23 protein-coding genes and 1 other RNA gene are annotated in these 26,533 nt (G+C 54.2%); 2 read left to right on the top strand and 22 right to left on the bottom strand.

Going from position 1 to position 26,533, the window contains the following annotated elements; genetic code table 11:
* Positions 1–46 precede the first annotated feature (46 nt).
* The 21 genes from NQF64_RS03790 to zwf form a co-directional block, all read right to left on the bottom strand.
* The gene (locus tag NQF64_RS03790) at positions 47–1,093 is read right to left on the bottom strand and encodes an outer membrane protein assembly factor BamD (RefSeq protein ID WP_099027203.1); all 1,047 of its coding nucleotides are present in this window, start codon (positions 1,091–1,093) and stop codon (positions 47–49) included.
* Positions 1,075–2,133 carry a UDP-3-O-acyl-N-acetylglucosamine deacetylase gene (gene lpxC / locus NQF64_RS03785; protein ID WP_266106492.1) on the bottom strand — a complete coding sequence of 353 codons (1,059 nt, stop codon included), beginning with the start codon at positions 2,131–2,133 and terminating at the stop codon, positions 1,075–1,077. Before lpxC ends, NQF64_RS03790 begins: the two co-directional genes overlap by 19 nt.
* Before the next feature lie 64 nt (positions 2,134–2,197).
* Positions 2,198–3,628, bottom strand: a complete 1,431-nt coding sequence (gene ftsZ, locus NQF64_RS03780; protein WP_266106491.1) for a cell division protein FtsZ — start codon at positions 3,626–3,628, stop codon at positions 2,198–2,200.
* A 128-nt stretch (positions 3,629–3,756) separates the two neighbouring features.
* Positions 3,757–5,088, bottom strand: a complete 1,332-nt coding sequence (ftsA, locus tag NQF64_RS03775; protein ID WP_266106490.1) for a cell division protein FtsA — start codon at positions 5,086–5,088, stop codon at positions 3,757–3,759.
* Positions 5,089–5,094: 6 nt separating this feature from the next.
* On the bottom strand, positions 5,095–5,988 hold the full coding sequence (locus NQF64_RS03770) for a cell division protein FtsQ/DivIB (RefSeq protein ID WP_266106489.1): 894 nt from the start codon (positions 5,986–5,988) through the stop codon (positions 5,095–5,097).
* Between the two features lie 6 nt (positions 5,989–5,994).
* Positions 5,995–6,987 (bottom strand): D-alanine--D-alanine ligase, encoded by a 993-nt coding sequence (locus NQF64_RS03765; protein WP_266106488.1) that lies wholly within the window; start codon positions 6,985–6,987, stop codon positions 5,995–5,997.
* Between the two features lie 13 nt (positions 6,988–7,000).
* Positions 7,001–7,912 carry a UDP-N-acetylmuramate dehydrogenase gene (gene murB / locus NQF64_RS03760; RefSeq protein WP_266106487.1) on the bottom strand — a complete coding sequence of 304 codons (912 nt, stop codon included), beginning with the start codon at positions 7,910–7,912 and terminating at the stop codon, positions 7,001–7,003.
* A complete protein-coding gene (murC, locus tag NQF64_RS03755; RefSeq protein ID WP_266106486.1) occupies positions 7,909–9,327 on the bottom strand; it encodes a UDP-N-acetylmuramate--L-alanine ligase in 1,419 nt (472 codons plus the stop codon). The genes murB and murC overlap by 4 nt, the downstream gene beginning before the upstream one ends.
* Before the next feature lie 39 nt (positions 9,328–9,366).
* The gene (gene murG / locus NQF64_RS03750) at positions 9,367–10,479 is read right to left on the bottom strand and encodes an undecaprenyldiphospho-muramoylpentapeptide beta-N-acetylglucosaminyltransferase (protein ID WP_099027195.1); all 1,113 of its coding nucleotides are present in this window, start codon (positions 10,477–10,479) and stop codon (positions 9,367–9,369) included.
* Positions 10,476–11,675: an FtsW/RodA/SpoVE family cell cycle protein gene (locus NQF64_RS03745; RefSeq protein WP_099027194.1), complete on the bottom strand. Its 1,200-nt coding sequence runs from the start codon at positions 11,673–11,675 to the stop codon at positions 10,476–10,478. Before NQF64_RS03745 ends, murG begins: the two co-directional genes overlap by 4 nt.
* A complete protein-coding gene (gene murD, locus NQF64_RS03740; protein ID WP_266106485.1) occupies positions 11,675–13,051 on the bottom strand; it encodes a UDP-N-acetylmuramoyl-L-alanine--D-glutamate ligase in 1,377 nt (458 codons plus the stop codon). Before murD ends, NQF64_RS03745 begins: the two co-directional genes overlap by 1 nt.
* 2 nt (positions 13,052–13,053) lie before the next feature.
* Positions 13,054–14,145: a phospho-N-acetylmuramoyl-pentapeptide-transferase gene (mraY, locus tag NQF64_RS03735; RefSeq protein ID WP_099027192.1), complete on the bottom strand. Its 1,092-nt coding sequence runs from the start codon at positions 14,143–14,145 to the stop codon at positions 13,054–13,056.
* Positions 14,145–15,557 (bottom strand): UDP-N-acetylmuramoyl-tripeptide--D-alanyl-D-alanine ligase, encoded by a 1,413-nt coding sequence (locus NQF64_RS03730; RefSeq protein ID WP_266106484.1) that lies wholly within the window; start codon positions 15,555–15,557, stop codon positions 14,145–14,147. The genes mraY and NQF64_RS03730 overlap by 1 nt, the downstream gene beginning before the upstream one ends.
* On the bottom strand, positions 15,557–17,044 hold the full coding sequence (locus tag NQF64_RS03725; protein ID WP_266106483.1) for a UDP-N-acetylmuramoyl-L-alanyl-D-glutamate--2,6-diaminopimelate ligase: 1,488 nt from the start codon (positions 17,042–17,044) through the stop codon (positions 15,557–15,559). Before NQF64_RS03725 ends, NQF64_RS03730 begins: the two co-directional genes overlap by 1 nt.
* A 9-nt stretch (positions 17,045–17,053) precedes the next feature.
* Positions 17,054–19,006, bottom strand: a complete 1,953-nt coding sequence (locus NQF64_RS03720; RefSeq protein ID WP_407651792.1) for a peptidoglycan D,D-transpeptidase FtsI family protein — start codon at positions 19,004–19,006, stop codon at positions 17,054–17,056.
* A gap of 55 nt (positions 19,007–19,061) precedes the next feature.
* A complete protein-coding gene (gene ftsL / locus NQF64_RS03715; protein WP_099027188.1) occupies positions 19,062–19,784 on the bottom strand; it encodes a cell division protein FtsL in 723 nt (240 codons plus the stop codon).
* On the bottom strand, positions 19,781–20,725 hold the full coding sequence (gene rsmH / locus NQF64_RS03710) for a 16S rRNA (cytosine(1402)-N(4))-methyltransferase RsmH (RefSeq protein WP_266106594.1): 945 nt from the start codon (positions 20,723–20,725) through the stop codon (positions 19,781–19,783). Before rsmH ends, ftsL begins: the two co-directional genes overlap by 4 nt.
* A 29-nt stretch (positions 20,726–20,754) precedes the next feature.
* Positions 20,755–21,231, bottom strand: a complete 477-nt coding sequence (gene mraZ, locus NQF64_RS03705; RefSeq protein ID WP_099027187.1) for a division/cell wall cluster transcriptional repressor MraZ — start codon at positions 21,229–21,231, stop codon at positions 20,755–20,757.
* 359 nt (positions 21,232–21,590) lie between these two features.
* An RNA gene (rnpB, locus tag NQF64_RS03700) (RNase P RNA component class A) lies at positions 21,591–21,990 on the bottom strand.
* Positions 21,991–22,040: 50 nt separating this feature from the next.
* On the bottom strand, positions 22,041–22,493 hold the full coding sequence (locus NQF64_RS03695; protein WP_266106482.1) for a hypothetical protein: 453 nt from the start codon (positions 22,491–22,493) through the stop codon (positions 22,041–22,043).
* 102 nt (positions 22,494–22,595) lie between these two features.
* On the bottom strand, positions 22,596–24,071 hold the full coding sequence (gene zwf / locus NQF64_RS03690; RefSeq protein WP_099027185.1) for a glucose-6-phosphate dehydrogenase: 1,476 nt from the start codon (positions 24,069–24,071) through the stop codon (positions 22,596–22,598).
* A gap of 379 nt (positions 24,072–24,450) precedes the next feature.
* Here zwf and NQF64_RS03685 point away from each other — a divergent pair, with 379 nt between their 5' ends.
* A complete protein-coding gene (locus NQF64_RS03685; protein WP_099027184.1) occupies positions 24,451–24,717 on the top strand; it encodes a DUF2312 domain-containing protein in 267 nt (88 codons plus the stop codon).
* 5 nt (positions 24,718–24,722) lie between these two features.
* Here NQF64_RS03685 and NQF64_RS03680 read toward each other — a convergent pair whose 3' ends face one another.
* A complete protein-coding gene (locus tag NQF64_RS03680; protein WP_099027183.1) occupies positions 24,723–25,637 on the bottom strand; it encodes a LysR family transcriptional regulator in 915 nt (304 codons plus the stop codon).
* Between the two features lie 101 nt (positions 25,638–25,738).
* Between NQF64_RS03680 and budA the strand changes: the two genes are divergently transcribed.
* On the top strand, positions 25,739–26,470 hold the full coding sequence (budA, locus tag NQF64_RS03675; protein WP_099027182.1) for an acetolactate decarboxylase: 732 nt from the start codon (positions 25,739–25,741) through the stop codon (positions 26,468–26,470).
* Positions 26,471–26,533: the final 63 nt, after the last annotated feature.

Below are 26,533 nucleotides of genomic sequence, written 5' to 3'. Positions count from 1 at the left end.
CCAGTTAAGCAAGGGGTACCTCGTCTAACTGGCCTTGTGATGAGGCTTATTTGGCTCCCTTAGCCTTGTTGGTAGGCGGCGGGGTGGTTGTCGTTGTTGGGGGGATATCAATCGAGGTTACAGGGTTAGAGCGTGTCTCCGAGACCGGCTGTGTAATGACGGAATCTGGCTGAGCGGGGTGGCTAACCATGGGGGCAGGCACTAATGCATCACGGTGATGTTTAGTGCGATGACGCTTTTCTTTAGGCTCTTTGCGTAGGGGCTCTGGCTTGCGAAGTTGTGGCGTAAGTTGATGGTTAGCTTTTAGCTTATTATAGGCTAAATGATACCAACGGCTATCAGGCGCGTTATAGCCTAATACGGCCGCCGCTTGGCGGGCCTCATCTGGTAAGCCAAGATCAAGGTTCACTTCTACAAGACGCTCAAGGGCTTCTGGCACATGGTTGGTCGTTTGGAAGTCTTGGATAACGCGCTGATACCGCCCATAGGCGGCTTGATAGTCTTTCTCACGCTGATAATAACGCCCTACATACATCTCTTTCCCGGCGAGATGATCGCGGCAGAGATCAACCTTCAATTGCGCATCGCGTGCGTAAGAGGTTTGGGGGAAACGGGTAATGACTTCTTGCAGGGCGTCCATAGCCTCTAGCGTGCCAAGTTGATCGCGCGAGACATCGCCGATCTGCTCATAATAGCACAAGCCGCGCAGATAATAGGCATAAGCGGCATCTGGGCTGGTGGGGTGGAGTTGCAGATAGCGTTCTAACTGCTGGACGGAGAGGGCATATTCGCCCTGGAGGTAATAGGCATACCCCTCCATCAGCTCCGCATTACCAGTATAGCCGGAATAAGGGTAATTTTGTTGCAGAAGCTCAAACTCGGCACTAGCGAGCTTATAATGGCCCCCATGGAGGGCATCAATCCCGTAATTATAGAGGGTTTCGGCATCTGCGGTGCGTGGCAATTTCGCCTGAATATCGGCATCCGATGAGCAGCCAGTGAGCAGGGCAAACCCTAGCAGAACAGGAGCTGTAAAAGCCGAAAGATAGAAACGAGAGCGGGTATTATGTGAGTTTAGGATGCTGCTGACCATGATTTTCTTATAGCATGGGAGTTTTCTAGGGGAAGAGGGTTCTTTTCCTTTAGCCTGATATTCTTCCTAGGTAAAGGAAGGTCAGGTGCGGAATCTGCAATAAACTGCCAGTTATTGCGAGATGATAACACCGCACGCAAAAGTTGGTTATTAAGGGCATGGCCTGTTTTATACCCCTCAAATTGGCCGGAGAGACCATAACCAGCACAATAAAGGTCCCCAATTGCATCAAGCATTTTATGGCGGACACATTCATCAGGACGGCGCATACCGCCAGGGTTGAGGGCATGGTCATGTTGGATGACCAAAGCGTTCTCTAGGGTTCCCCCAAGGGCGAGGCCTTGAGCATGAAGGGGGGCAATATCTTCGTAGTTTACAAAGGTGCGGGCGAAGGCGATATCGCGTTTAAAAGGCTCTTTAGCCAGTGTTAGTGCATAAGATTGCTGGCCAATAGCCGGGGCGGGGAAGTCGATACTTAAAGAGAGATGGAGGTGTCCAGTATGGTGCGGTGCAAGACGAGCATAAGCCCCATTTTTCCCCTGTACAGAAACGGGACGGCAGATGTGAATGACGTGGCGAGGTGCGTTGAGAGCGGTACGGCCTGCGGCTTCTAAGAGGAAGAGAAAAGACGAGGCACAGCCATCTAAAATGGGGAGTTCTGCATCATCGACCTGGATAAGAAGATTATCAATTTTGCAGGCATGAAGAGCCGCAAGGAGATGTTCAATCGTGGCGATGTGAAGCCCCGTTTGCCCAGGCGCAGAGGCGACCGTCGCTAGAGGGCTATTGATGATGCATTCTGGCGTGAGACGGAAGGAAGGGGTACCGGGGCAATCCAAACGTTGGAAGCGTAAGCCTGTATGAGCGGGGGCCGGGATAAGCCGTAGGGTAACGGGGCGGCCGCTATGTAAACCGACACCCCGACAATGGATCGCGTGTTTTAATGTAGTTTGTTGGAGAGGGCGACGATGCTTTTTGGGGTGAGGCAGGCGCAACCTGCGATATGTTGTAGGTTCCATATAAGCAGGTTGCGCAAGCATGCGAGCCTCATCCAACGTGATAGAACAAGCCTGATAACGACAAGGGCTCTGTCCCTAGGCTTTGTTATGATTTAGGGCCGCGTCGTAAATAGGTTGGGATGTTTAGGTCATCTTCCTCATTTGGGGGAAGGGGCTGGTCATGCCGCTTTGGCTCCGTGGGTGGGGTGGGGGTTTTACGCTCTGCCTCGGGGGTAGGGCGGGTCCGAAAAAAGCGGCTAAAAAGCCCACCACCTGTTTGTGTAGCGTCCTCTTGAGGGCGCGAAACTTCCAGAGATTCACGCTCTTGCGGAGTGTAAAGGGCATTATGGGAGGCTAGGGGGATGGAGCTGCCAGCAATCTGGTGAGGAATATCCTCAGCATGAGGCTCAGAGGTTTGGGCCTCAGCAGGGCTGGAGGATGAGGGGTTTGTCTCAGCTACAGTTGATGTATCGTCTTTTTGTGGGTGAGAGGGCGTTTCTGCGGTTGGGGTTTCGGCAGTATTACCCTCCCGTGTAACGGCATGGAGCCGGCCATCTAGCCCCGTGGCAATAACAGAGACTTGTACTTTGCCTTTCATATTCTCATTGACGACAAAGCCGCTATTAATCTCTTCGTCATCGCAATCCGCTGTCTCGCGAATGAGATTCATAATTTGGTTATAGGCAAGTAAGCTCATATCTGGCCCTAGCGTGACATTGACCAGCAAAGCACGGGCCCCCTTAATAGAGGTTTCCTCTAATAGAGGGTTAGAAATAGCACGCTCAGCAGCTGTAATGGCCCAATCCTCGCCATCTTCTTCGGCGGAGGCTGTCCCAATACCCATCATTGCCTTGCCCATACCGCTCATGACGGTACGGACATCAGCAAAGTCGAGATTTTGATAGCCGGCTTCGACCATGAGGTCCGTAACACTGCGTACACCGCTATAGAGGACATCATCCGCCATAGCGAAGGCCTCAACCAACGAGGTTGTCAGAGAGGCACTGCCGAAAAGATTTTGGTTGGGGATAACGAGTAAAGTATCAACGTATTTTTCCAGCTCGGCAATGCCGGCTGCAGCAGCGCGCCCTCGGCGGGAGCCTTCAAAATCAAATGGTTTGGAAACAACGCCAATGGTTAGAGCACCGGTCTCATGGGCAATACGTGCAACCACAGGGGCGGCACCAGTCCCTGTCCCCCCGCCCATACCAGCGGTGACGAAAACGAGGTCCACCCCTTCGAGATGTTGGCGGATCTCATCTTCCACTTCTTCGGCGGATTGGCGACCAACTTCTGGTTTAGCACCGGCCCCCAGACCGCGTGTTAAGGTGGGGCCGAGCTGTAGGCGTGTCTCTGCTTTGGAGAGGGCTAGCTGTTGGGCATCCGTATTAGCCGCGATAAAATTGACCCCGCGCAATTGGCTGGTGATCATGTTATTAACGGCATTAACACCGCCGCCGCCAACCCCAATAACAGTAATACGTGGGGGGCTTACAGCACTCAAACCGGGGGTGGTTGGTGTCAGCGTTAATGACATAATGATCTTGCTCCGGCTGGGGTTATGTACGAGGCGGACCGTAGAAAATACACGGCAGCTACAAAGTAGTGGTAGGCTACCATCTGAGCTTACAAATGTAACCTTAAATATTGATTATCCTAACCAAATTATAGTTTTTTGCGCAATAGGCCAGCTAGTCGTTTACCAAGCCCGCGTGTAGGGGCGTGTTGTTCTGCTAAGCAAAAGCTACTGCGCGCGCCAGCGGACCAAGCCAATAAGCCTGCCGCGGTAGAAAACCCTGCCCATATGGAGGGATGGCTGGATTCTGGTAAACCACGTATCCCACTGGGAGGACGAACTTGGACGGGGCGGTTTAAGATTTCTGCGGCGACGCTATCAAGACCGTTGAGCAAAGCCCCACCGCCTGTGAGGACAACGCGGCCTTCTGCGGGGCGGCCAAGGCCTGCGCCGTTAAGCTCGTGGCGGAGCATCTCTAATGTCTCTTCTACGCGGGGGGCGATAGCGCGGACAATATCGGCCCGTGTAATTTGGCGTATGCCATTATGATGCGAGAGAGGAAGGGCAATGGGAAGGCTGGCATCATCAGCGGAAGCATATGCTACGCCATAGAGTGTTTTAAGACGTTCTGCCGCGTCGATGGGGATTGAAAGAGCAAGGGCAATATCGCGTGTGATATGATGGCTACCCACCCGAATATGCCGTGTATAAAGGACACGCCCACGGGCAAAAACAGCCAATGTCGTAGTGCCTGCCCCCATATCGACGACAGTTACGCCAAGGTCGCGCTCGTCATGGTCCGTCACGGCGATGCCGGAGGCAATGGGGCTGGAGAGTATATCAATAGCGCGAAGCTCAGCCCGCTGTAGGACGGCATCTAATGTGTGGATCACACTTGTTTGGGCATCAATAATATGAAACTTGCCCATTAATCTTTCGCATTGATGGCCACAAGGGTTGAGGACGGTGATGCTCTCATCAATGTTAAAGCCTAGCGGCATAGCATGGATGATGCGGCGATCGGTTTCTATAGCGTCATAGCGGGCTTGTTCGTAAAGCTCTTGTAAGTCTGCTTCATCAACTTCTCGTCCATTGGGGGAGAGATAGGTATCAAGATGGTAACTGCGGGGAGCACCACAGGAAAGATTGACGGTTACATCTCGAATACGACGGCTAATTTTTCGCTCTGCATCACCGACGGTAGCGCGGATAACACGCTCTAGCTTTGCTGTATCAACAATCGCGCCAGAATTAACCCCCTCGGAGCGTCTCCATCCCCAACTAAGAACACGTAAGCCCCCATTTTTTAAGCCTTGTCCGATCAAGCAGGTGATTTTGGTGGAACCAATATCCAAGACCGCCTTTAAACCGGGGGTCCAAACAAAGCCTTGTTGCTCCTCTGAGGGGAGGATGGGGAGGACGGCACGATCCTGCTGGGGGACGGGAAAAGCCTGTGTATGTGAGGGGAGGGAAGATGTCATAATGGCTTAATGTCCAATTGTCGGCGGCGTGGACGATGGTGTTGGGTTATCCTGGTCAGTACTGGGGGTGGCGGGATGAATGACCATACGATCGGGTAGGCGCATGTCAATGGTCTTTAAGGGACGGTCAAGGAGTTGGTATTCCGTTTGGTAGCTATGCAGGCGCTCCAAAGCGGCAGCCTCTGCCCCTTCGGGCAGGAGGAGGGTTGTGCCATTTTGCATTAGAATATTCCAACGTCTTTGTCCGATACGGATAAAGGCAAGAACATGGCTATTAATGTCGGGATAATGGTCTAATAACCCTAAAATAGAGGCGGCTTCTAAATTGGCCCCAGCCCCGACAACGAGTGGTAATTTGCGAAAAGCAGAGCGGTTATGTGCGGTAAGCTCTTGCTGGGAGACATTATCGCCTTTTTGGTTGATGAGAATGAAATGGCCATCAATCTGCCAGATGGCGATAGGGTGTTTTTCTTCCAACGTGATGAGGACTGTATCGGGTAGATGACGCTCGACGGTCGAATGCTCAATAAAGGGTAGTTTATCAAGGCGTTTGCGGGCATCCTCTACGGAGAAACCGAAGAGCGAATGGTCTAAGCCCGTGCCGAGGGCTTCCATCACGTCGCTTTCATCAGTTAAATGGCGGCCTGTTATGGTGATGTGACGGATGCGGAGGGGGTCTAGCTGGGCGAAGCGTTCGGTTAAGGCGTTGGTAAAAGCATGGCCACCTAGGCTGAGCCATGCCAACCAACTTGTTCCAGCGAGGAGTACCCCAACGAGAATGACAATGCTCAATCGCCGGAGAATCATCTTTTGACGCTGCCAAAAGAGAAAGAGGCGAGAGGGGCGGTCCTCGTAAGGGTCTAGCGGCATGTGAGGCCGTTTTTTGAAGAAAAACGCCATAGGGTGTTAGGCTGTATGTGTCGAAGGTAGAGATGTCAGGGTAAGGGGGCTTGCTTGGCCCAGCGCGTCTTTGATCAACCAATCACAAAGTTGCGGGTAGTTGACCCCACGCGCGGCGGCTTGCTCTGGCAGGAGGGAGGTTGCTGTCATCCCCGGTTGGGTATTGACCTCCAAAATCACGAGCTGATGAGTTTGCTCATCATAGCGATAATCCGTCCGGCTTGCCCCCTTGCAGCCAAGGGCATGATGAGCTTGGCATGCTAGGGCGAGGGCGCGCTCAGTGATGGATGTGGGCAGGGGGGCGGGAATGATATGGCGGGAGCCATTCGCCTGATATTTTGCAGCGAAGTCATAAAATCCCCCGCCTTCTTGGGGGAGAATTTCTGTCACAGCGAGGGGGGTATCCCCTAATACAGCTACGGTAAGTTCCCGTCCGGGGATGAAGTGTTCAGCCAAAATCTGTGGGCCATAGGTCCATGATTCCGCAATCGTACGGCGTGTTGATTTATCATCTTGATGGAGAATATGCACCCCAACAGAGGAGCCTTCGGCGACTGGTTTGAGAACATAAGGCGCGGGAAGGGGGGCACGGTCAATAAGGGCGGCGGGGGTGATGAGGCAGCCCTCTGCCACGGGTAGGCCAGCTGCTTGGAGGGCCATGCGGGTGGTGGCCTTATTCATCGCTATTGCCGAGGCTAAAATGCCGGAATGTGTGTAGGGCAGGCCTAGCCATTCTAACACGCCCTGAATGGCACCATCCTCCCCACCGGGGCCATGCAGTGCATTAAAGACAACTGTTGGGCGGCAGGCTTTTAACGCGGCGATGGTCGTGGTGATGTCCGGCCCGACATCAAGCGCGTGGACGTGATGTCCGGCTTCTTTTAAAGCCGCCGTGACGGCTTTGCCGCTGGAGAGGCTTACACTGCGCTCGCTGGAGGTCCCGCCCATAAGAACGGCTACAGACTGTGAGGTCGGAGAGGAGGATAAGTGCTGCGTCATACTCAAAACTTCATCATGCTGGATGAGAGAGGCGGCCTAGCCGTTTGATTTCCCACTGTAGCTCTATACCGCTTTGTGCTAGCACGCGGGCGCGGACCATCTCGCCAAGGTCCTCTAGCTCGGTGCTGGTGGCGTGGCCTGTATTGAGCATAAAATTGCAGTGTTTTTCACTTATTTGTGCCCCACCATGACGCAACCCACGGCAGCCAGTGGCGTCTATCAGCTCCCATGCTTTATGACCCTCTGGGTTACGGAAGGTCGAGCCACCAGTACGAGCGCGTAAAGGCTGGCTGGCCTCGCGTTTAGCCCGCATAACGTGCATCGCTTCTTGGATGAGGGCGGGGTCTTCCGCCCCTTGGGCTTTGAGACGAGCGCGGAGGACGATGGCACCGTCTGGCAGGGTTGTATGGCGGTAGCCCATGTGCAAATCCGCTGCGGGGAGGCGTTGATATGTGCCCTCACGCGTGAGAATCTCAACCCAATCTAACAAGGAGGCCATATCCCCCTCATAAGCCCCGGCATTCATCCGTACTGCCCCGCCAATAGAGCCGGGAATGGTGGAGAGAAAGGCAAAGCCTGCCATTCCAGCGCGGGCGGCGGTTTCTGCCACGCTGCTATCCAGTGCTGCCGCCCCGGCGATGAGCCCATCACCATCAGCTTCAATCTGGGCAAAACCACCGGCGAGGCGCAGCGTTAGCCCGGCTAATCCGCCATCGCGAATGATGATGTTAGAGCACGCCCCCAAGACGGTAAGGGGCATATCAGGCGGGCTTTGCTGTAGAGCTGTGGCGAGGTCTTCTTCATCTTGTGGGACAAAGAGCCAGTCCGCCTGCCCCCCAGTGCGGAACCAACTGCGCGGGGCAAGAGGGACATTGGCTTTCAGCCTGCCACGGAGCGGCTGGAAAGGGGCTGCTGTACTGGTCATAAGCTCTCCGGTTTATGCGCAGCGAGCTGAGCAGGGAGGGCTTTTGCCCAATGGGTGATGGAGCCTGCGCCTAAGCAGAGGACATAATCCCCCGGTACGGCAATGTCTGCAATTAAGGCAGCGAGGTCTTTTTCCGAAGGGAGGGACAGAACATGGCGGTGTCCACGCTCGCGTAGCCCTTCGACCAACTGATCACGCCCAACGCCCTCAAGGGGGGGTTCCCCTGCGGCATAGACATCAGCAACGATGACGGTATCAGCATCATTCATACAGGTGCAGAAGTCGTTAAAGAGGGCTTGCAAGCGGGAATAACGATGAGGTTGTATCACAGCAATAACGTGTTTTGCCCCAGCTTGTCGCGCGGCTTTTAATACAGCGGCGATTTCAACAGGATGATGGCCGTAATCATCAATGATTTTTACGTTATTCCATGTCCCGGTGAGGGTAAAGCGGCGTTGCACCCCGCGGAAGCCGCCAAGAGCATCGGCGATGACCGTATCGGGAATGTCCATCTCTAAAGCTACGGCAATGGCAGCTACAGCATTGAGGACATTATGATGGCCAAACATGGGGAGATGGAACGGCCCTGCACGCCGTTGGGTGTTAGCGGTACGGTCTGTGATGGTGACGTGGAAGGTGACGCCCTCGCTATCTGTCCCGGTGATTTCGGCCCGGACATCCGCTTGCGGGCTGAAGCCGTAGGTAATGAGGCGATGATCAGAGAGTTGAGGGATCATCTGTTGGACGCGTGGATGGTCCACACATAAGACGGCAAAACCATAAAAGGGAATGTTGGAGACAAATTGCCGGTAGCCTGCCTCCATAGCCTCATCAGAGCCCCAATGGTCCAGATGTTCGGGGTCCATATTGGTAACAACGGCGATGATAGCCGGTAAGCGGAGGAAGGAACCGTCACTCTCATCAGCTTCTACGACCATCCAATCCCCAGCACCCATGCGGGTATTGGTGCCGTAAGCCTCGATGATTCCGCCATTGATGACGGTCGGGTCCAGCTTGGCTTGCTCTAGCACGCAGGCCACAAGGCTGGTGGTGGTGGTTTTGCCGTGCGTCCCCCCAATGGCGATGGCCCAGCGCAGGCGCATGAGTTCGGCGAGCATCTCGGCCCGTCTTACAACGGGGATGAGCCGGGCGCGTGCGGCGACAACCTCTGGGTTATCACGTTTAACCGCTGTGGAGGTTACCACCACGCGTGCTTCACCCAGATTAGCGGCATCATGGCCGATATGGACGGTGATCCCTGCTTTGCGAAGGCGTTGGACATTCGCATTCTCGGCAATGTCAGACCCCTGCACCTTATAACCCAGCAGATGCAGTACTTCTGCAATGCCGGACATGCCAATGCCCCCAATACCAACAAAATGGATCAAGCCCAGGTTAAGGGGTAATGTGCGCATGAAGGGTTACTCCAATTAATGAGGGGGAAGGGCAGATAATCAGCTTTTTAGAGTGGCTTCAACGAGGTCGGCCAGTTTTTTTGCAGCGTGGCGCTGTTGGAGGGTTCGTGCTGCATGGGCAGCACGGCTCAACTCATCAGGATGCTCAAAGAGATGGAGGAGCATGTCACAAAGTTTTTCAGATTGGAAATCACGCTGACGAATCATCCAGCCCCCGCCTGCGCGCTCCATCGCTTGGGCGTTGAAGCCTTGCTCATCAGAGGCAGCAATGGGGAGGGGCACCATAATGGAGGGGCGTCCTGCTATGGCGAGTTCTGCCACGGAGGAGCCACCAGCCCGCCCGATGACGAGATGAGCTTGTTTAAGCTCGGAGGCGACATCATTAATAAAGGGAGTAACGTGCGCTGTAATACCGACTTGTTTGTACAAATTGGTCAATACGGGGACCATATCTTCATGGGCTTGCTGGGTGACATGTAAGCGGATGCGGATATGTTGAGGTAAGTTACAGAGAGCTTGTGGCACGACTGTACTAAAAACCTGCGCACCAAGAGAGCCACCCCAGATGAGGAGATGGATGGGCTCCTCATTTGTATGGAGGGTGGGTGGGCTGTAAGGCTCATCAGCTAGGGCTTCAAGTGCAGGGCGGACGGGCATACCTGTTTGGACGACCTTTTTCCCAATAGGGAGGCGCATGACCTGTGGGTAGGAGGTGGCAATGGCATTGGCAAAGCGTGAGAGAACAGCATTGGCTTGGCCAAGAATGGCGTTGCCTTCATGGATGATGAGGGCAGGGCGGTTACGGCAGAGCAGGCGGCTGCCTAAAAGTGGAGGGATGGAAGGGTAGCCACCAAACCCGATAATTGCTGTAGGGTGATGTACAGCAATGAGCTTGCGTGCTTTTAGGCAGCTCCATAATAAGCGCGTAATAGCCTTGAATTTATCAAGCGGTTTTTTACCCGCCACGCCGCTACTGGCCAGCGTATAACGGGGATAATGTGCAAAAACACCCTGCTCGGCGCGATTATGACGTGGGTCTGTCATGAGGATGAGGGGATAGCCGCGGCGTTGGAGCTCTTCCCCCAAAGCTTCAGCGGGGAAAAAATGGCCGCCTGTTCCCCCTGCGGCGATGATGATGGGAGCGTTTGTCATACGTTATGATTCTCTTTGGATGGCGCGGTTAAGTGTGTGGTAGCGTTGGAGGATGGTGTTGTAAAACGGCTTGGCTTTGTGCGGTGGCGTGTTAAGGCTAGGGCCATGCCGATTGTTAAAGCAACAGAGAGAGCGGAACTTCCCCCATAGGAGATAAACGGTAAGGTCATCCCTTTAGTGGGGATTAAATGTAGCGATGACCCCATATTGACAAAAGCTTGTAAGCCAAAGCCTGTTATCAACCCGCTTGTGGAGAGGATGATGAAAGGGTTCTTCTCCTCCAATAAGCGATTGAGCGTGGAAAAGACCAAGATAGTAAAGAGCGCGATGATAAAAAGGCACATGACAAAGCCATATTCTTCCCCCGCGACGGAAAAGACAAAATCAGCATGAGCATCGGGTAGGAGGTCTTTAACACGGCCTTCCCCCGGCCCACGCCCGAGCAAGCCGCCATTACCAAAGGCACGCATAGAGGTATCAATTTGGTAATGGTCCCCCACATCGGGGTGGAGGAAGCGTTGCACGCGGGAGTGAACATGTTCAAACACCAAATACGCAACACCAAAAGCCCCTAAAGCTGCGGAGACGAGCATACCAAAGACAATAATAGGCAAGCCATCAATAAAGAGTTGGGTGATGAACACCATGCTAATGACAGATAGCATCCCAATATCTGGTTGGGCTTGGAGGAGTGCAGCAATGACCAGATAAACACCACAAGCGACCAAACGCCCCGGAAATCGCCAACCATTAGAGAGGGTTTTTTCATAACGAAGGTTAAGCAGCCACCCCGTCACAACGGCGAAGCAGGGCTTTAGAAACTCTGAAGGCTGCACAGACATTAAGGGTAGGGCAATCCAGCGGCGCGCGCCTTTAATTTCCATCCCATGGATGAGCGTCATGAAGGTGGCTCCCAAGGCCATGACCCCGCCAATGAGCGCAATGCGTAACACCATGCGCGGGGTCAGGCGGGATGTGACGATGACGACCGCCCCCGCTAAGGCCAAAAAGACCACTTGTTTGAGGATGAACATATTGCGGGAGGCCCCAATGCGGTGGGCCACAGCAGGGCTTGCGGCGAGCATGAGGATATAGCCAAGGGCGATGAGCGCACCAACGCAGCTAAGGCTTACATGGTCGAGACTACGCCACCATTGGGCATGGTGGGAGTTGTTCGTGCGGTCGGATAGAGCCATTAGCGGGCTTCCTCCTCAGCAGGGCAATCGGCATGGCAGAGAGTGTGTGCGAGGGTGGCAAAGGCTGTGCCACGTTCCTCAAAATTACGGAATTGGTCAAAACTCGCGCAAGCGGGGGAGAGAATAATCGGTAAGGGGGTGGTGCTGGCTTGTGCATAGGCCCAAGCGGCGCGGGTGGCTTGCTCCAACGTTGTGCTGATTTCAAAAGCTACATTATGGGCTTTAAGCGTCTCGGCCAGGAGGGGGGCATCCTGCCCAATGAGGAAGGCGCGGTGGACATGCCCTAAAACCGGGGCGAGATTTGTAATGCCACCCTCTTTAGCTATACCGCCAGCAATCCATAAAAGATGAGGAAAAGCCCGCAGGGCGTGGAAGCTGGCTTCCGCATTGGTGGCTTTGCTATCATTGATAAAAGCGATGCCCTTTGCCTCTGTGATATGTTGTAGGCGATGGTCTAACCCGGGGAAGCTGCGTATGCCACGGGCAATGCTCGCATCAGAGAGGCCAAGATGACGCGCTATGAGGCGGCAGGCTTCAATATTCTGGGCATTATGCGGGCCGGGTAGGAAGGGGGCATCCTCCGGGGAAAGGGCATCGGTGATAGTAAGAGTATGGACGTCTAGCCCCTGGGAGGTCAGGCGGGCTTGGAGGGGTTTGCTCCATGAGGCAGCCTCTCCCAAAAGGGCGAGGTCGCCCTTGGTCATGTTATCAAATACATGAGCTTTGGCGGTGAGATAGCCCTCCATAGAGCCATGACGGTCGAGATGGTCAGGTGTTAAATTGAGGAGGACAGCCGCACAAGCGTGATAATGCTCCAGACGCTCGAGCATGTAAGAGGACATCTCGATAACATAAACACCATCATCGCCAAGGGGCGGTAAGGCCAGAGAGGCCGTGCCGAAATTGCCGCCACAATAAGCAGGAATACCGGCCTCGGTGAGGATATGGGTTAATAGAGCCGTAGTGGTGGACTTGCCATTGGTCCCCGTGATGGAGACAAAGCGCGCTTTAGAGCCTGCTTTGCGGGTGACCTGCCAGAGCAACTCCGCATCGGAGAGGATGGGGATGTGCTGCTTTTGAGCAAGGCGTGCCGTAGGGTGTGGCTGCGGTAGATGATGGGCAATGCCGGGTGAGAGGATGAGGGCTGTAAAGCCGGAGAGGTCATCAAGTGGGGCCAGTGTGAGGCTGGGATGGACGGTCAGGGCTTTAGAGAGGGTAGGGCTATGGTCATCCCACGCATGAACCTCCGCCCCCATAGCGAGGAGAGCTTCCACAACAGCAGCTCCATTACGCCCTAGCCCGTATACAGCATAACGCTGCCCGGAGAGGAGGGTTTTAGGCCATGATGAGGGAGGAGGTGATGTGGGATGGGCCATGATTAGCGTATCTTCAACGTAGCGAGGCCACATAGCCCCAAGATGATAGCGACAATCCAAAAGCGTACGACAATCTTTGGCTCTTGCCAGCCCATTTTCTCAAAATGATGGTGGAGGGGAGCCATAAGGAAAATACGTTTCCCCGTCCGGCGGAACCAAAAGACTTGGAGAATGACGGAGATGGTTTCCACCACAAATAACCCCCCTACGAGGCAGAGGACTAGCTCGTGCTTAACCGCTACGGACACCGCGCCTAAAGCCCCGCCAAGGGCTAGGGAGCCGGTATCGCCCATAAAGACCTCTGCCGGGGGAGCATTGAACCATAAGAAGCCCAAACCCGCCCCAATGAGAGCCGCGCAGAAGATGCTTAGCTCCCCCGTGCCAGGGACGTGATGAAGCTGAAGATAATCTGCAAAGACGTGGTTACCAACCAGATAGGCGATTAAGGCAAAGACCAAAGCAGCGATGATGGAGGGGACGGTAGCGAGGCCATCAAGCCCATCAGTGAGGTTTACCGCATTACCAAAACCTGTGATGGTGACCATTGCAAAGAGGGGGAACACATAGCCCAAATGCAACATGAAGGTTTTTGTAAAGGGAAAGGCCACCGCATTGCGGAACTCTGGCGGGGTGAGGGCCTCCATCGCAATGCCTGCAAGACAAGAGATGAGGAACTCCCCACCGAGGCGGAGTTTTTTAGAAACCCCTTTGCTATTGCCCTTGGCGAGTTTGAGGTAATCATCTGCAAAGCCAATAGCGCCAAAGCCTAGCGTGGTGAGTAAGACAGCCCACACAAAACCATCGCGTAAATCTGCCCATAATAGGGTGGAGAGAGCGAGGGAGAAAAGAATAAGGCCCCCGCCCATTGTGGGGGTGCCTGCTTTCTCCAAAATATGGCGTTCTGGCCCTAAAGCGCGGATGGGCTGACCTTGCCGCTGAATGCGTTTAAGCTGGGCAATAAAAGGTTTCCCCAAGAGGAGAGAGATGATTAATGCCGTTAAGCAAGCACATCCGGCCCGAAAGGTCATATAATGCAGTAGGTTGAGCAGGCCACCATGGGAAGAATAGGGAGCGGCAAGGAGGTTAAACAGCATTAGGTGGACTCTGGGCTGTGGGATGATTCGGGTTGGTCTAATAACGCAATGAGGTCACGCATACGGCTTCCCAAGCTGCCCTTTACAAGCAAAACGTCCCCCTTCTGCAAAGCAGGGCGTAGAAGAAGGGCAAGTTGGGTTGATGTCTCAGCATAACCGCCCTGTAGGGATCGGGGAAGGGCCTCGTAAAGGGATTTCATATGCGGGCCACAACAAAAAGTAAGGATGTTATGCTCTGTTAACGGTTGGGCTAGGGCACGATGCTCCTCTGCGGCAAAGGTGCCAAGCTCGCGTATATCCCCCAGGGCGGCAATATGGCGGGGGGCGGGCATTAAGCTTAGCGTCTCCAGTGCTGCACGTATGCTGGGGCCGGAGGCATTATAGCTTTCATCCAATAAGGTGATTTCACCGGGTAAAAGCCGTTGTTGCCCACGCCCCGCCTCGGGCTGGAAGTGGCGTAAAGCCGTGGCCCCCGCCTGGGGCGGAAGGCCCAAAGCAGCCACTGCACCAAGAGCTAGAGCGGCATTGCGGGCGAGGTGAGGCCCCGGGGCTGTAAGTGTAAGCTGTGCCTCCCCCGCCGGCGTGGAGAGATGAAGTTGGCTCCCCGTGGCGGTGCAGTGCAGCTCATCACCATGAATGGTTGCATGAGACGTTGTCCCCACCTGCCAGAGGGAGACATCTTGTGGGATAGCGTGGGTGACAGCGGGGAATTGCGCGGCTTCTTCTGGGCAGAGGGCCGTTCCACCCGCTGGTAGAGCCGCAAAGAGGCTGGCTTTTTCCGCAGCGATGGCGTTAAGGCTGCCCATATGGCCGAGATGCGCGCTCCCGATGGTGGTAATTAGGCCAATATCGGGGCGGATTTGAGCCACTAGAGGGGCAATCTCGCCAGGGTGGTTCATGCCTACTTCGCTAATGCAAAAGGCAGCGTCTTGAGGTAAGCGCGCTAAGGTAAGGGGGACGCCCCAATGGTTGTTAAAGGAAGCCACCGAGGCATGGACCTTCCCATAAGCGGCTAAGGCTGTGGCGAGCATGTTTTTGGTTGTGGTTTTGCCTACGCTCCCTGTGATGGCAATGGCCTTGCCTTTAAACTGAGCACGGCGATAACGCCCTAATGCCTCTAGGGCCTGCATCGTGTCCGAGACGAGGAGGAGGCGAGGGTCATCGGTTAAGCCAGCTTTAGCAATGGCTGCACCATCATGCGCCATAACGCAGGCCGCGCCATGCTCTAAAGCCTGCTTGAGATATTGGTGCCCATCTGCATTATGGCCAATGAGTGCAATAAAAAGGTCCCCCGGTTGGAGGCTGCGCGTATCAATACAGACAGCACGGACATGCACATCACCGGTGAGCCGGCCTTGTGTGGCGTTGCGGAGGTCTTGGCTTGTCCAAAGTGGGGCTGTGCTGGTGGGCATTATGATAACTCCGCAGCGAGGGCGGCTGTGAGTGTACGGTCATCAAAAGGATGGGTTACCCCGTTGATAATCTGGCCAGTCTCATGGCCTTTCCCAGCGATGAGCAGCACATCACCTTCTCTGAGGCTCTCAAGAGCGGTTTGGATAGCGTCTTTGCGGTTACCAATCTCTTGCGCTTGGGGAGCTGTCGCGCGGATGGCGGCACGGATAGTGGCGGGGTCTTCGCTGCGGGGGTTATCATCAGTAATGATGACTTCATCAGCGAGATGAGCGGCAATCTGTCCCATGAGAGGGCGTTTGCCTTTGTCGCGGTCGCCTCCTGCACCAAAGACCACCACCAACCGCCCCGTTGCGTGGGGGCGGAGGCTGAGGAGAACATGCTCTAATGCATCAGGCGTATGGGCGTAATCGACATAAGCGCAGGCCCCGTTAGGGAGGGTTGCGACCGGTTCACAGCGGCCCGGCACCCCTTTTAAATGGGGGAGCAGGGCGATGATGGCGTTTGCTTCCTCCTCATGCTCCCAGCAAAGAGCGGCGGCAAGCAATGCATTTTCCGCTTGGAATCGCCCTGGCAGTGGGAAGTGAATAGGCGGTAATGTACGGCCATAAAGCTGGATGGTGAGGTCTTGCCCATGTGGGGTTGGTTGCGCATCGAGAAGGCGGATTGTCTCACCCTTTGTGCCGACTGTGCGGAGTTTTAGAGCGCGTTTTGCGGCAATATGCTGGAGGGCGTCTCGGCTCTCAACATCTATATCATCATTGATGACCGCAAGCCCCCCTTCCGGCAATAGGGTGCTAAAGAGGGAGAGCTTAGCGTCTCGATAGTCCTCCATCGTGTGATGATAATCGAGATGATCACGCGTGAGGTTGGAAAAACCTGCTGCGGTAATGGCCACGCCATCAAGCCGTTTTTGATGAAGCCCGTGGGATGATGCCTCTAAGGCGACATGCTCAACACCATAGGTTTTTAGGCGCGCGAGTGTTGTTGCTAAGCTAACAGCATCAGGTGTGGTTAAGGCTGGCAGAGGGGGCATCTCTACATCGCTGATGAGGCCTAACGTGCCGAGGCTGGCAGCTTTATAATGGCGGAGTTGATAAAGCTGGCGGAGGAAGTCAGCCGTGCTGCTTTTGCCATTTGTCCCCGTAATGGCGGTGATATGTGCTGGTTGTGGCCCTGCGAGGTAAGCGGCCGCTTGGGCGAGGAAATGGGCTGGGTCCGCTACAGGGATGAGGGGGGCTGTATGGCCGTTTTCATGTCGCTCCGGTAGGAGGGTTTCCCCTTGTTTGGGGGCAAGGATGATTGCGGCTGCCCCTTGGGCAATCGCGGCAGGGATGAAGTCTCGCCCATCATGTTTATGGCCGCTTAGGGCGACAAAGAGGCTCCCCGCTTTGACCTGCCGACTATCAGCCGTGATTGCGGTGATGAGGGGGTCATGCGTGCTGGGGGAGGAGAGAGCGTAGCGATGGAGTAAGGCAGAGAGTTTCATGAGCAGGGCCTAATGAGCGTGATGAGGGGTATGTTTAGCAGCGAGGCGATTAACAGCCGCCGCGCCGGGGTCATTACCAGGGCCAAGGGGACGACGCACTCCCGGCGGGACGGGTGGGGTCAAAGCAAGGGCGAGTTGGTCATCAAGCTGCTGGGCCTTCTCCGGCGGGGCGGGAAAGAGGCCCAGCATAGGGGCAACGCGTGTGACGATTTTGGAGAATGTCGGTGCGGCAATCCAGCCGGCGGTTGTCCAGCCATGGGTTTCTGCCGTACCTTGGGGGGCATCCAGCATGACATAGAGCGCATAGCGTGGGGCGTTCATGGGGAACATGCCGGTAAAGGCGGTAATATTGACGTGTTTAAGGTACCCGCCATGTGCCCCGATTTTCTCTGCCGTGCCGGTTTTCCCACCAACGAGATAACCGGGGCTTTCGGCCTTTTTACCGATGCCTTTTGTAACAACGAGCCGTAAAATACGCCGTAATAGGTCTGCATTATGGGTGGAGATGAGATGTGGGCCTTTCTCCTCCTCAGCCATCACGACATCATCATTGAGATGCTCGCGGGCTAAGAGTGTAGGGGTGACGAGGTACCCACCATTCCCCGTTGTGGCTGTCCCACGGACGATAGCGAGAGGGGATTCCGCAACACCATGACCAAAGCCTACGGTCATAACGGTGGTTTCCCCCCAATTTTTGAGGGAAGGGACGATGGGACGGCCCGCCTCGGGGAGTTCGACTGGGACGCGGTCGAGGAAGCCCATATTTTTAAGCCAATCATGTTGGTGTTCCCGCCCGACATCTAGGGCAATATGAGCTGAAGCTGGGTTGGAGGAAAACGCCATGACCGATGGCAGAGCCAGCCAAGGGGCGAAATGGTCGGTCTTTAAGTCGGAGATTTTAAACCGCCCCACCTTGATAGGAATGGTAGAGAATTGGTCCCACGGATGCGCTACCCCAAGCTGTAACGCCATAGCTGCTGTTTGTAGCTTAAAGGTCGATCCCGGCTCATACATACCTGTTACCGCACGGTTAAAGCGTGCATCATCTGAGGCATGGGCGAAGTCATTCGCATCATAATCAGGCAAGCTAATCATAGCGATGATTTCCCCCGTATGGACATCCATGAGGATGGCCGAGGCCCCAATAGCGCGGAAGCGTGTTTTGGCTTCATTAAGTTCATCGCGCATTGCCGCTTGCACGCGGGCATCAAGGGAGAGGCGCAGGGGTGTGCGGTCGCTGAGGAGGCGTTGATTAAAATATTTCTCCACCCCTGCAATGCCGTGATTATCAATATCCACAGCCCCTAATATTTGTGCGGCAAGCGTGCCAAGCGGGTAATGGCGTTGTTCACCATTCTCAAAATAAATGCCGGGGATGCCTAGATTATTAATTGCCAATTCATCAACAGGGGCAATATTGCGAGCGAGATAAACGAACTGTTTTTTCTGCTTTAAGCGGCGAATGGTCTCAGGGATATTTAGGTTAGGCAATATGGAATGGAGTTGTTTGGCAACATCTTCAGGCTCAATAATTTCCATCGGGTTGGCGTAAACTTGCACAACTGGCAGAGAGAGAGCCAAAGGCTGGCCGTTACGGTCTGTAATGGTAGCGCGTTGAATATTAGGCAGTACGAACCCACTGCCAGCGAGGGCTTTAGGGTCTGGGTGGGGAATGTCAGGAATAATCGCCCCGACTTGATTAGGAAGCGGGGCCATAGGGGTGAGGATTGTGGCAAAGAGGGCCTTTAACGCGACCCCACCATAAAGAAAGAGAAATCCCATCCCTAAATAAATGAGCCGATTATGGCTTGTTTCTAACCAGCTAAAAGGGTTCTGCTTACGGTCATTGCGCCAGCGGCGATAAGCCTCCACCCCACGGAGGAGAATAAACCTCCGCTTTTCCTTATGAGCGGCATGGGCAGAGTTCTTACCATCTGCCTTGCGTGAGGGTTTGGGGGCCATGGGGAGGGAGGTTCGATCACTAGGTTATGGGAGAGAGCAAGATAATGTACGCGTTTTAATTTGTTAGAGGGATAGGCGGTGGTAGAGGGCTTTGGTCGTCATCACTATTTGAGAGAGCAGCCGTATGGATGCCCCTTGCATGGTTATGATGGTCTCCTTGATGGGAAGAGGCGGTTGGATGCCAAGCAACATCGTCTGTAGATGTTGTATGTGGATGGGCCGGCACAATATGGGATTTGTGGAGGGCTAGGTCAGCATCATGACGATGATGATGTATTGGTTTGGGGGCATCAGTTTCACTCAGCAAGGCGAGGTCTTGCTCTAGAGTATGATTTGTGACGGTTTGTTTCTCCGCCCCAGTGGTTGTGCTGATGTTACGGTTATGTGCAGCATTATGCGGTGTTGCGGCAGGGGCAGAGGCCGTGGTGAGAGCTGTTAGGGTATGTTGGGCTTGTTCTCGTACGGGTGTCATAGCGATCATATGATGGCTAATTGCGGGGAGACGTTCGCGCAAATTGGTGAGTTGCACAAATTGTGTAGGCTCGACCTGCTTTAGCTGAGGCAGCACGCGTTGCGATAGCGCAGAGAGGCGGTCTGGCTGGTTAAGCAACGCCCATTGTGTGCGGAGTATTGCCGTCTCTTGTTGGACGCGACGGGTTTCCTCCACCGTTTTGCGGATATCTTGATTCAGCACAAGGGTCTCATGCTTCTTTGTGTAAAGAAAGAGGCCAGACCCAGCGGCCATAGCGGCGCAGAGAAGAGTAGCAAAACGGATCATGCGGAAGCTCCATGGGCGGAAATACGCCGCAGAGCGCGCAAACGTGCGCTGCGGGAACGAGGGTTAAGGGTAAGCTCTGTCTCGGAGGGAGAGCGAGGGCGTGTATGGAGCAGCGCAAAAGCGGGGGCTTCTGCCTGCTGTAAGGAGAGAGGGGTATGGCGCGAAGGCCCCGCAACACGGCCCGTTAGCTGGGCAAGGGCGCGCTTGACCATTCTATCCTCTAGGGAATGGAAGGTCACAATACAGAAAATACCGCCCGGGGCGAGCAAGTTAGGGGCCGTTTTTAAGGTGCGCTCTAGCTCGCCTAGTTCGTCATTCACAGCGATGCGGATGGCTTGGAAGCTCCGCGTCGCAGGGTCGAAATTGGGCCGTTCTTTCGGCACAGCCTTGCGGATGATTTCGGCAAGTTGCCCCGTCGTCTGGAGGGGGCCGCTCTGGCGAGCATCCACAATAGCGCGGGCAACCCGGCGGGAGCGGCGTTCCTCCCCATAATGGTACAGAATATCTGCCAGAGCAGCTTCGCTCTCCCCATTGACGATATCGGCCGCACTAGGGCCGGTTGCGCTCATCCGCATATCTAAAGGCCCATCATGACGGAAGGAAAAGCCGCGTTCTTCTTGGTCGAGTTGGAAGGATGAGACGCCGAGGTCCAAGACGATGCCATCAAAAGGTCCATATGCGCCGACAAGCTCTTCCATCGCGCTAAAGGTGCCTTGATGGAGGTGCAACCGGCCCTCTGAGGCAGCAATGAGAGGCTGGCCGCGTTTAATTGCATCAGGGTCGCGATCAATCGCATGGACTGTGCAGGCCGCGGCGCGGAGGAGGGCACGGCTATAGCCGCCACCACCAAAGGTGCCATCCAGATAAGTCCCGCCCGGTTTGGGGGCTAATGTCTCTAGCACTTCTGGCAGCATAACGGGGAAGTGCCCTTCCTGCTGCATGTCCTCAGCTATGCGATAAAGAGCGTGGTTCATGATGTGGACCCCTCCCGTGTGGAGGTAGCTTTGTGGCGACCCAGCTCACGCGCACGGCTGCGGGCCTGCTTCCTACGCTCTTCAGCAAGAGCGGGGTTCCATATCTGAAAGACACGCCCTAGCCCCATGAAGGTGACTTCCCCCTCTAGGTTGGCATGTTCCTTTAACGCCTTGGGGAGGTTGACGCGCCCCTCTTTATCGCAATCGAGCGGATAAGCATCAGCATACAGGCTTGTGGCGAGGTCGTCATGATCCTCAGAGAAAGGATCATACTCATCCAACGCGTTGGAGAAGGAGAAGAAGGCGGAGGATGTCCAGCCTTCCAAACAATCATGGAGGTGCGAGGGGCGGATAATCATCATCGCATCACCCGGCCGGGCATTATCGCGTAGGACTGTCCGAAAGGGAGAAGGGATGGAGATGCGCCCTTTTGCATCCACCCGGCTGGCATGGGTACCGAGAAACATCGTCATTGTTTTGAAATGCCCCTCCCCTTTGCCTGAATGATGGACGATGGATACAAAATTCCCCTCTTTGGGAAATTATGGGTTATCATGGGATTTCATGGGACGTCAAAGTTTTATTGCGCAAAAATGGCGTTTGAGTGCGTTTTTTAAGGTAAATAATCTGCGAGGAGGGGGAATGAGCAGCTCTAAAATTAATAAAATGCAAATAGATTATAAAGAGAATCTATAGGAGGTATGTGCTGTATTAAGCGTGAGAAATGCTGGTAAATGGCGCGCCAAGAGAGGCCGCTATACGCCATGATGAGGGCGCGCTCATCACAGATGATGGCTTTGTGTGATGAAAATAATGTTAGGGAGGATGATTAAGGGCCAGATGGTCTGTAAGCCGGGTTCTGTCCTATCCCCTTACGGGGATGGGGCGATCATTCCTCTGGGATGTATTTTGCAATACACCTCACGCAACCAACCCGAATGACGGGGCAGGCACCCCCAGCCATATGTGGCTTGTCATTCCTATTCGGTCTTGCTCCCGGTGGGGTTTACCATGTCCGCTGCTGTTGCCAGCCGCGCGGTGCGCTCTTACCGCACCGTTTCACCCTTATCCGCATCCTCCTCGTAAAAAGGGGGATAGGCGGACGGTTTTGTTTCTGTGGCACTGTCCCTAGGGTCACCCCCGCCGGCCGTTAGCCGGCACCGTCTTCCTGTGGAGCCCGGACTTTCCTCCCTAGCTCTTTAAAGAGCTACAGCGATCGCCCGACCATCTGGCTGGGCTGCTTATGCCTCCCTCATGGGGGGAGGTCAAGTTAACGGAAGGGTTAAGGGATGAGGGGGCGATATAATCCGGGGGAGCCTGCATCGGTCATGATGCTTTGGCCAGCACGATCAACACGAAGGTGAAATAACAGCTCAGCCGATGGTGTTGTGCCGGGGCAGCCATTCCCATGCCGTCCCAAGACATCAATAGAGGGTACGGGTGTACTCGCATCCCCGTTGACGACCATAACAAGGCAGCGGCGTGGCATGGTGGTAAGGCCCTTATGGGTAATGACCGTCCGTAAATGCTCTACCAAAGCCGTATTATCGAACCAGCTTAACTTATTAAAGGTGAAACGGTCATAGAGGCTATCTAGTGCCCCTGTTCTCACAAAAATGAACATTAAGAAAAAGGCTGGGACGATAACAATGAGCCGGCGGATGATATGCTGTTTGAGAGAGCGCGGCGGCCTTGGGCGGCGGCGGCCAAGCCGTGGGGGCGTGTTGTCTGTCACGATGTTAATTCGCTTATTATAGCAGGGGATGGATAGCAAAACCGCCCTGCTAGGAGCAGGACGGTGTGTTGCTGTCGTCTGTGGGAAGTGGTCGAGGGGGCGTTAGTTTTTCATATCTTCGTGCCATGCATCGCCTGTGGTGGCGATAAAGGCCCGTGCTTCTTTTGGCCCGTAAGAACCTGCGGGATAATGTGTCATCGGCACTTTATTAGCCGCCCATGTCTGCAATGTGGGCTCTACCCATGCCCATGCGGCTTCTACCTCATCGCGGCGGATAAAGAGAGCGGGATAGCCGCGCACAGCATCTAGCATGAGACGCTCGTAAGAATCGGGGATGAGAGAGCCATCAGCCGGGGCGAAGCGTCCATCCATAGCACCATGTTGGAGGGAGAAGTCCGCAGCGGAGGGGTTTTTGATGTTCAGGGCAAGGCCAAAACCTTCATTAGGCTGAAGGCGGATGACAAGGCGGTTATGCTCCCCATCTTTACCGAATAGGGAGGACGCTGTTTTTTTGAAGGTTACCACTACTTCGCTCACTTTTTTATGAGAGCGTTTGGCGGTGCGGATATAGAAAGGGACATCCTTCCAACGTGGTGTATCGACATAAGCGCGCATAACGGCGTAGGTCTCTGTATTGCTGTTATCGCCAAGCTCTTCCAAATAGCCGGGGACTTTTACATCATCCATTGTCCCAGTGATATATTGGGCGCGAAGTGTCTCGCTGGCTACTTTTTCGGGAGGGATAGGGCGTAGGGCTTTGAGGACCTTCACTTTAGCATCGCGCACGGAATCCGCACCAAGGTCTGCCGGGGCTTCCATCGCGCATAGGCTAAGCACTTGCAATAGATGGTTTTGAATCATATCGCGCAGGGCACCGGATGTATCATAATAAGCAGCGCGGCCCTCGACACCCACCGTCTCTGCGGCAGTGATTTGGATGCTTTGGATATGCTCAGCTGACCATACTGCGTTAAAAACAGGGTTGGCAAAGCGTAGGGCGATGATGTCTTGTACAGTCTCTTTGCCGAGATAATGGTCGATGCGGAAGATTTGTTCTTCTTTAAAAAAGCGGCTTACACCTTCATTAATAGCGCGGGCAGAGGCACTATCGGTCCCAATGGGTTTCTCCAGCACAACGCGGGATTGTGGCGTGATGAAGCTGAAGCGGTGCAGATTTTCGCTAATTGCCTCAAAAAGCTGTGGAGCAGTAGAGAAATAAAAGACGCGGATGCGGTCTGCTGGGGATTGTTTTAAGACGGTGTGAAGGTCATCCCAAGAGGCAGGATCTTCCTTCGTGCCATCTAATGTAACGTAATGGATTTTTTTGAGAAAACGCTCAATGAGGGCTGCATCTTTATGGGGAGCGGGGAGAAAATGCTCTAAAGCTTCCTGCGCGCGTGTGCGATATTCCTCAGTTGATAGCTCTGAGCGGGCTGTGCCGATGATGCGTGCGTCCTCAGGAACATGCCCAATACGGAGCTGATTATACAGGGCGGGGAGGAGCTTGCGCATCGTCAGATCGCCCGTGGCGCCGAAAATGACATAATCAAACGGTGCGGTCTGTTGAGAGTGAGCCATGATAGGGCGTTACCTTTCCTGTTGGGAAACACTAATTGAGGCAGAGGGTTTGTCTCTTGTTTCTATCTGCTCTTTGTAAAGCGTCTAGCAGCTTTCATTCAAGCGGTAACAAGCATGGGGGGCGTGTATAGGCTGTGGAGCGTGATTTTTATGGGCTGTGGTGGAGTTTGTGGATTTATGCAATAGGACGTTACGCGTTATTTACGTTTGTGTTTTTGTGATTTGCTATATTTTTTGGTAGGTTAGTGGCGTTTTTGCATAGGTAGCAGCAAAAGGGATAGAGCCTTTTGTTCTAGCAGTGGTATTGACCCCTTCATAAGGGGGCGATAAGCCGCCTTAAATATTTTGGCATATAGAGACATTGGTAGGAGAGAGATTTATGGATATGGGTCAGGGTGATGAAGGTACGGTAACAGGCGGTATTGCGGCAGATCGCTTGCGTTCTATCATCGAGCGTGTGGAGCGTTTGGAGGAGGAACGTAAAGCATTAGGGGCGGATATTCGTGATATTTTCACTGAGGCAAAATCCGCAGGGTTTGATGTCAAAGTGGTCAAACAGATTATCAAATTGCGTAAGCAAGAGCCTGCTGAGATTGAAGAGCAAGAAACATTGTTGGATATTTATCGGCGCGCTTTAGGCATGTAAGGTGGTTATGGCAGGTCAGGCAATTCGGTATGTGTTTTGCAGGCCTGTTGTAATACGCTGATGAAATGGTTGATGAGGGGTGGCTGTTCGCCTCTGCGCACCCCAATCGCGAGGGCTGCATGGGGGGCAGGCCGTGCGATTTTATGGAATGTTACCCCACCTGTATGAAGTTGGTGGAGTGATTGGGGGACGATGGACACCCCCAAGCCCGCGGCCACAAGGGGGATGGTTCCTGCAATTTGTGGGGCTTGTTGGCCAAGGGCAGGCGTAACCCCTGCATCGCGATAAGCCGCTAATATAGCGTCAAAGAATCCCGGCCCTAATTCCCGCGGGAAGATGATGAGTGGCTCGGTGGCTAAGCGGCTGAGGTGAATCTCTGCTACATTGGTAAAAGGATGCCCTTTCGGTAAGGCGATGAGGGTCGGTTCATCTAATAAAGGAATGACATGGACATTCGCTTGATCCGGCACAGGCGGGCGCAAAATTGTGATGTCCGTGCGGTAGGAGAGTAAGGCCTCGCACAAGGCGGGAGTGTTACTTTCCTCTAGGGAGAGGGTAACGCCCGGCGCAATGGTGCTGAATTGGCGGATGGCAAAAGGAATGCTGGGGAGGAGGGGGACAGCCCCTGCTAAGCCAATGCGTAGATGGCCCTTCTCCCCTCTGGCAAGGCCGTGTGCATCCTCAATGAATTGACGGCGTAAGTCGAGAATCAAACGCGCATGGGGCAGGAGTGCGCGTCCGGCTTCTGTTAGGCTGACACCGCGTGCTTGGCGGCGAAAGAGGGCAACGCCGAGTGTATGTTCTAAACGGCGGATTTGCTGGCTGAGGGGTGGTTGTTCCATCCCCAGCTTTTCAGCAGCATGGGTGATGTTGCCTGTCTCAGCAATGGTCACAAAATAGCGAAAATGACGAATCTCCATAGGAGCCATATATAAGATATATGGTGGTAATGGTAACTATATATTTGTGGCCTTCCCTAAGCTGTTTTAGGGAGGAAGACAGTAACAACACAGGGGGCAATATGACTCGACCTTCAGGTGTAAAGCCGAACCGTCTTTTCCAGACATCTACCATGGCCGCGTTGTTGGACGCTGTTTATGACGGCGAAATGACGCTGGGTGAGCTGGTTCAGCATGGTGATTTCGGTCTGGGTACGTTTGATGCTCTAGATGGTGAGATGATCGTCACCGAAGGGGAGGTACGGCAGTTCCGCTCCGAGGGGATTGCTTCTGGCACGACAGCGGATATGAAGACCCCTTTCGCTTGTGTGACCTATTTTGAGCCTGAAAAGACCGTCACAATTGATAAGCCCATGAGCAAAGAAGAGTTTGAGGCTCTTGTAAATGAGCTTATCGATAACCCTAACCTCTTTGGGGCTGTGCGGTTTACCGGTGAGTTTGAGAAAGTCGATACACGCACAGTCTTTTGCCAGCATAAGCCTTACCCGGGCATGTTGGAGGTTGTGGCCAAGCAGCCGACCTTCAAAATGGGGGAGATTAGCGGTGTGATGCTTGGCTTCCGTACCCCGCCTTATATGCAAGGGATTAATGTTGCAGGTTATCACCTCCATGTTTTGAGTGATGATCGCAAGCATGGTGGGCATGTGACGGATTACCGTGTGAAGTCTGGCAAGCTGGAAGTCGCCCGTATGTCCGACTTGGAAATCTCCCTGCCAAAGACAGAAGAATTCGCTAAGGCCGACCTCCTGCCAGCAGGCTTGCATGAGGCTATTCGCACGGCTGAGGGCGGTTGATTTTTACTTGGTTTGATATGTTTACAATAACACCGCCTAGATAATGGCGGGGTTATATGGGAT

This window comes from Bombella saccharophila, assembly GCF_026385475.1.
Lineage (GTDB): Bacteria > Pseudomonadota > Alphaproteobacteria > Acetobacterales > Acetobacteraceae > Bombella > Bombella saccharophila.
Note: the sequence above shows the minus strand (reverse complement) of the source record. Positions and strands in the feature narration are given on the sequence as shown.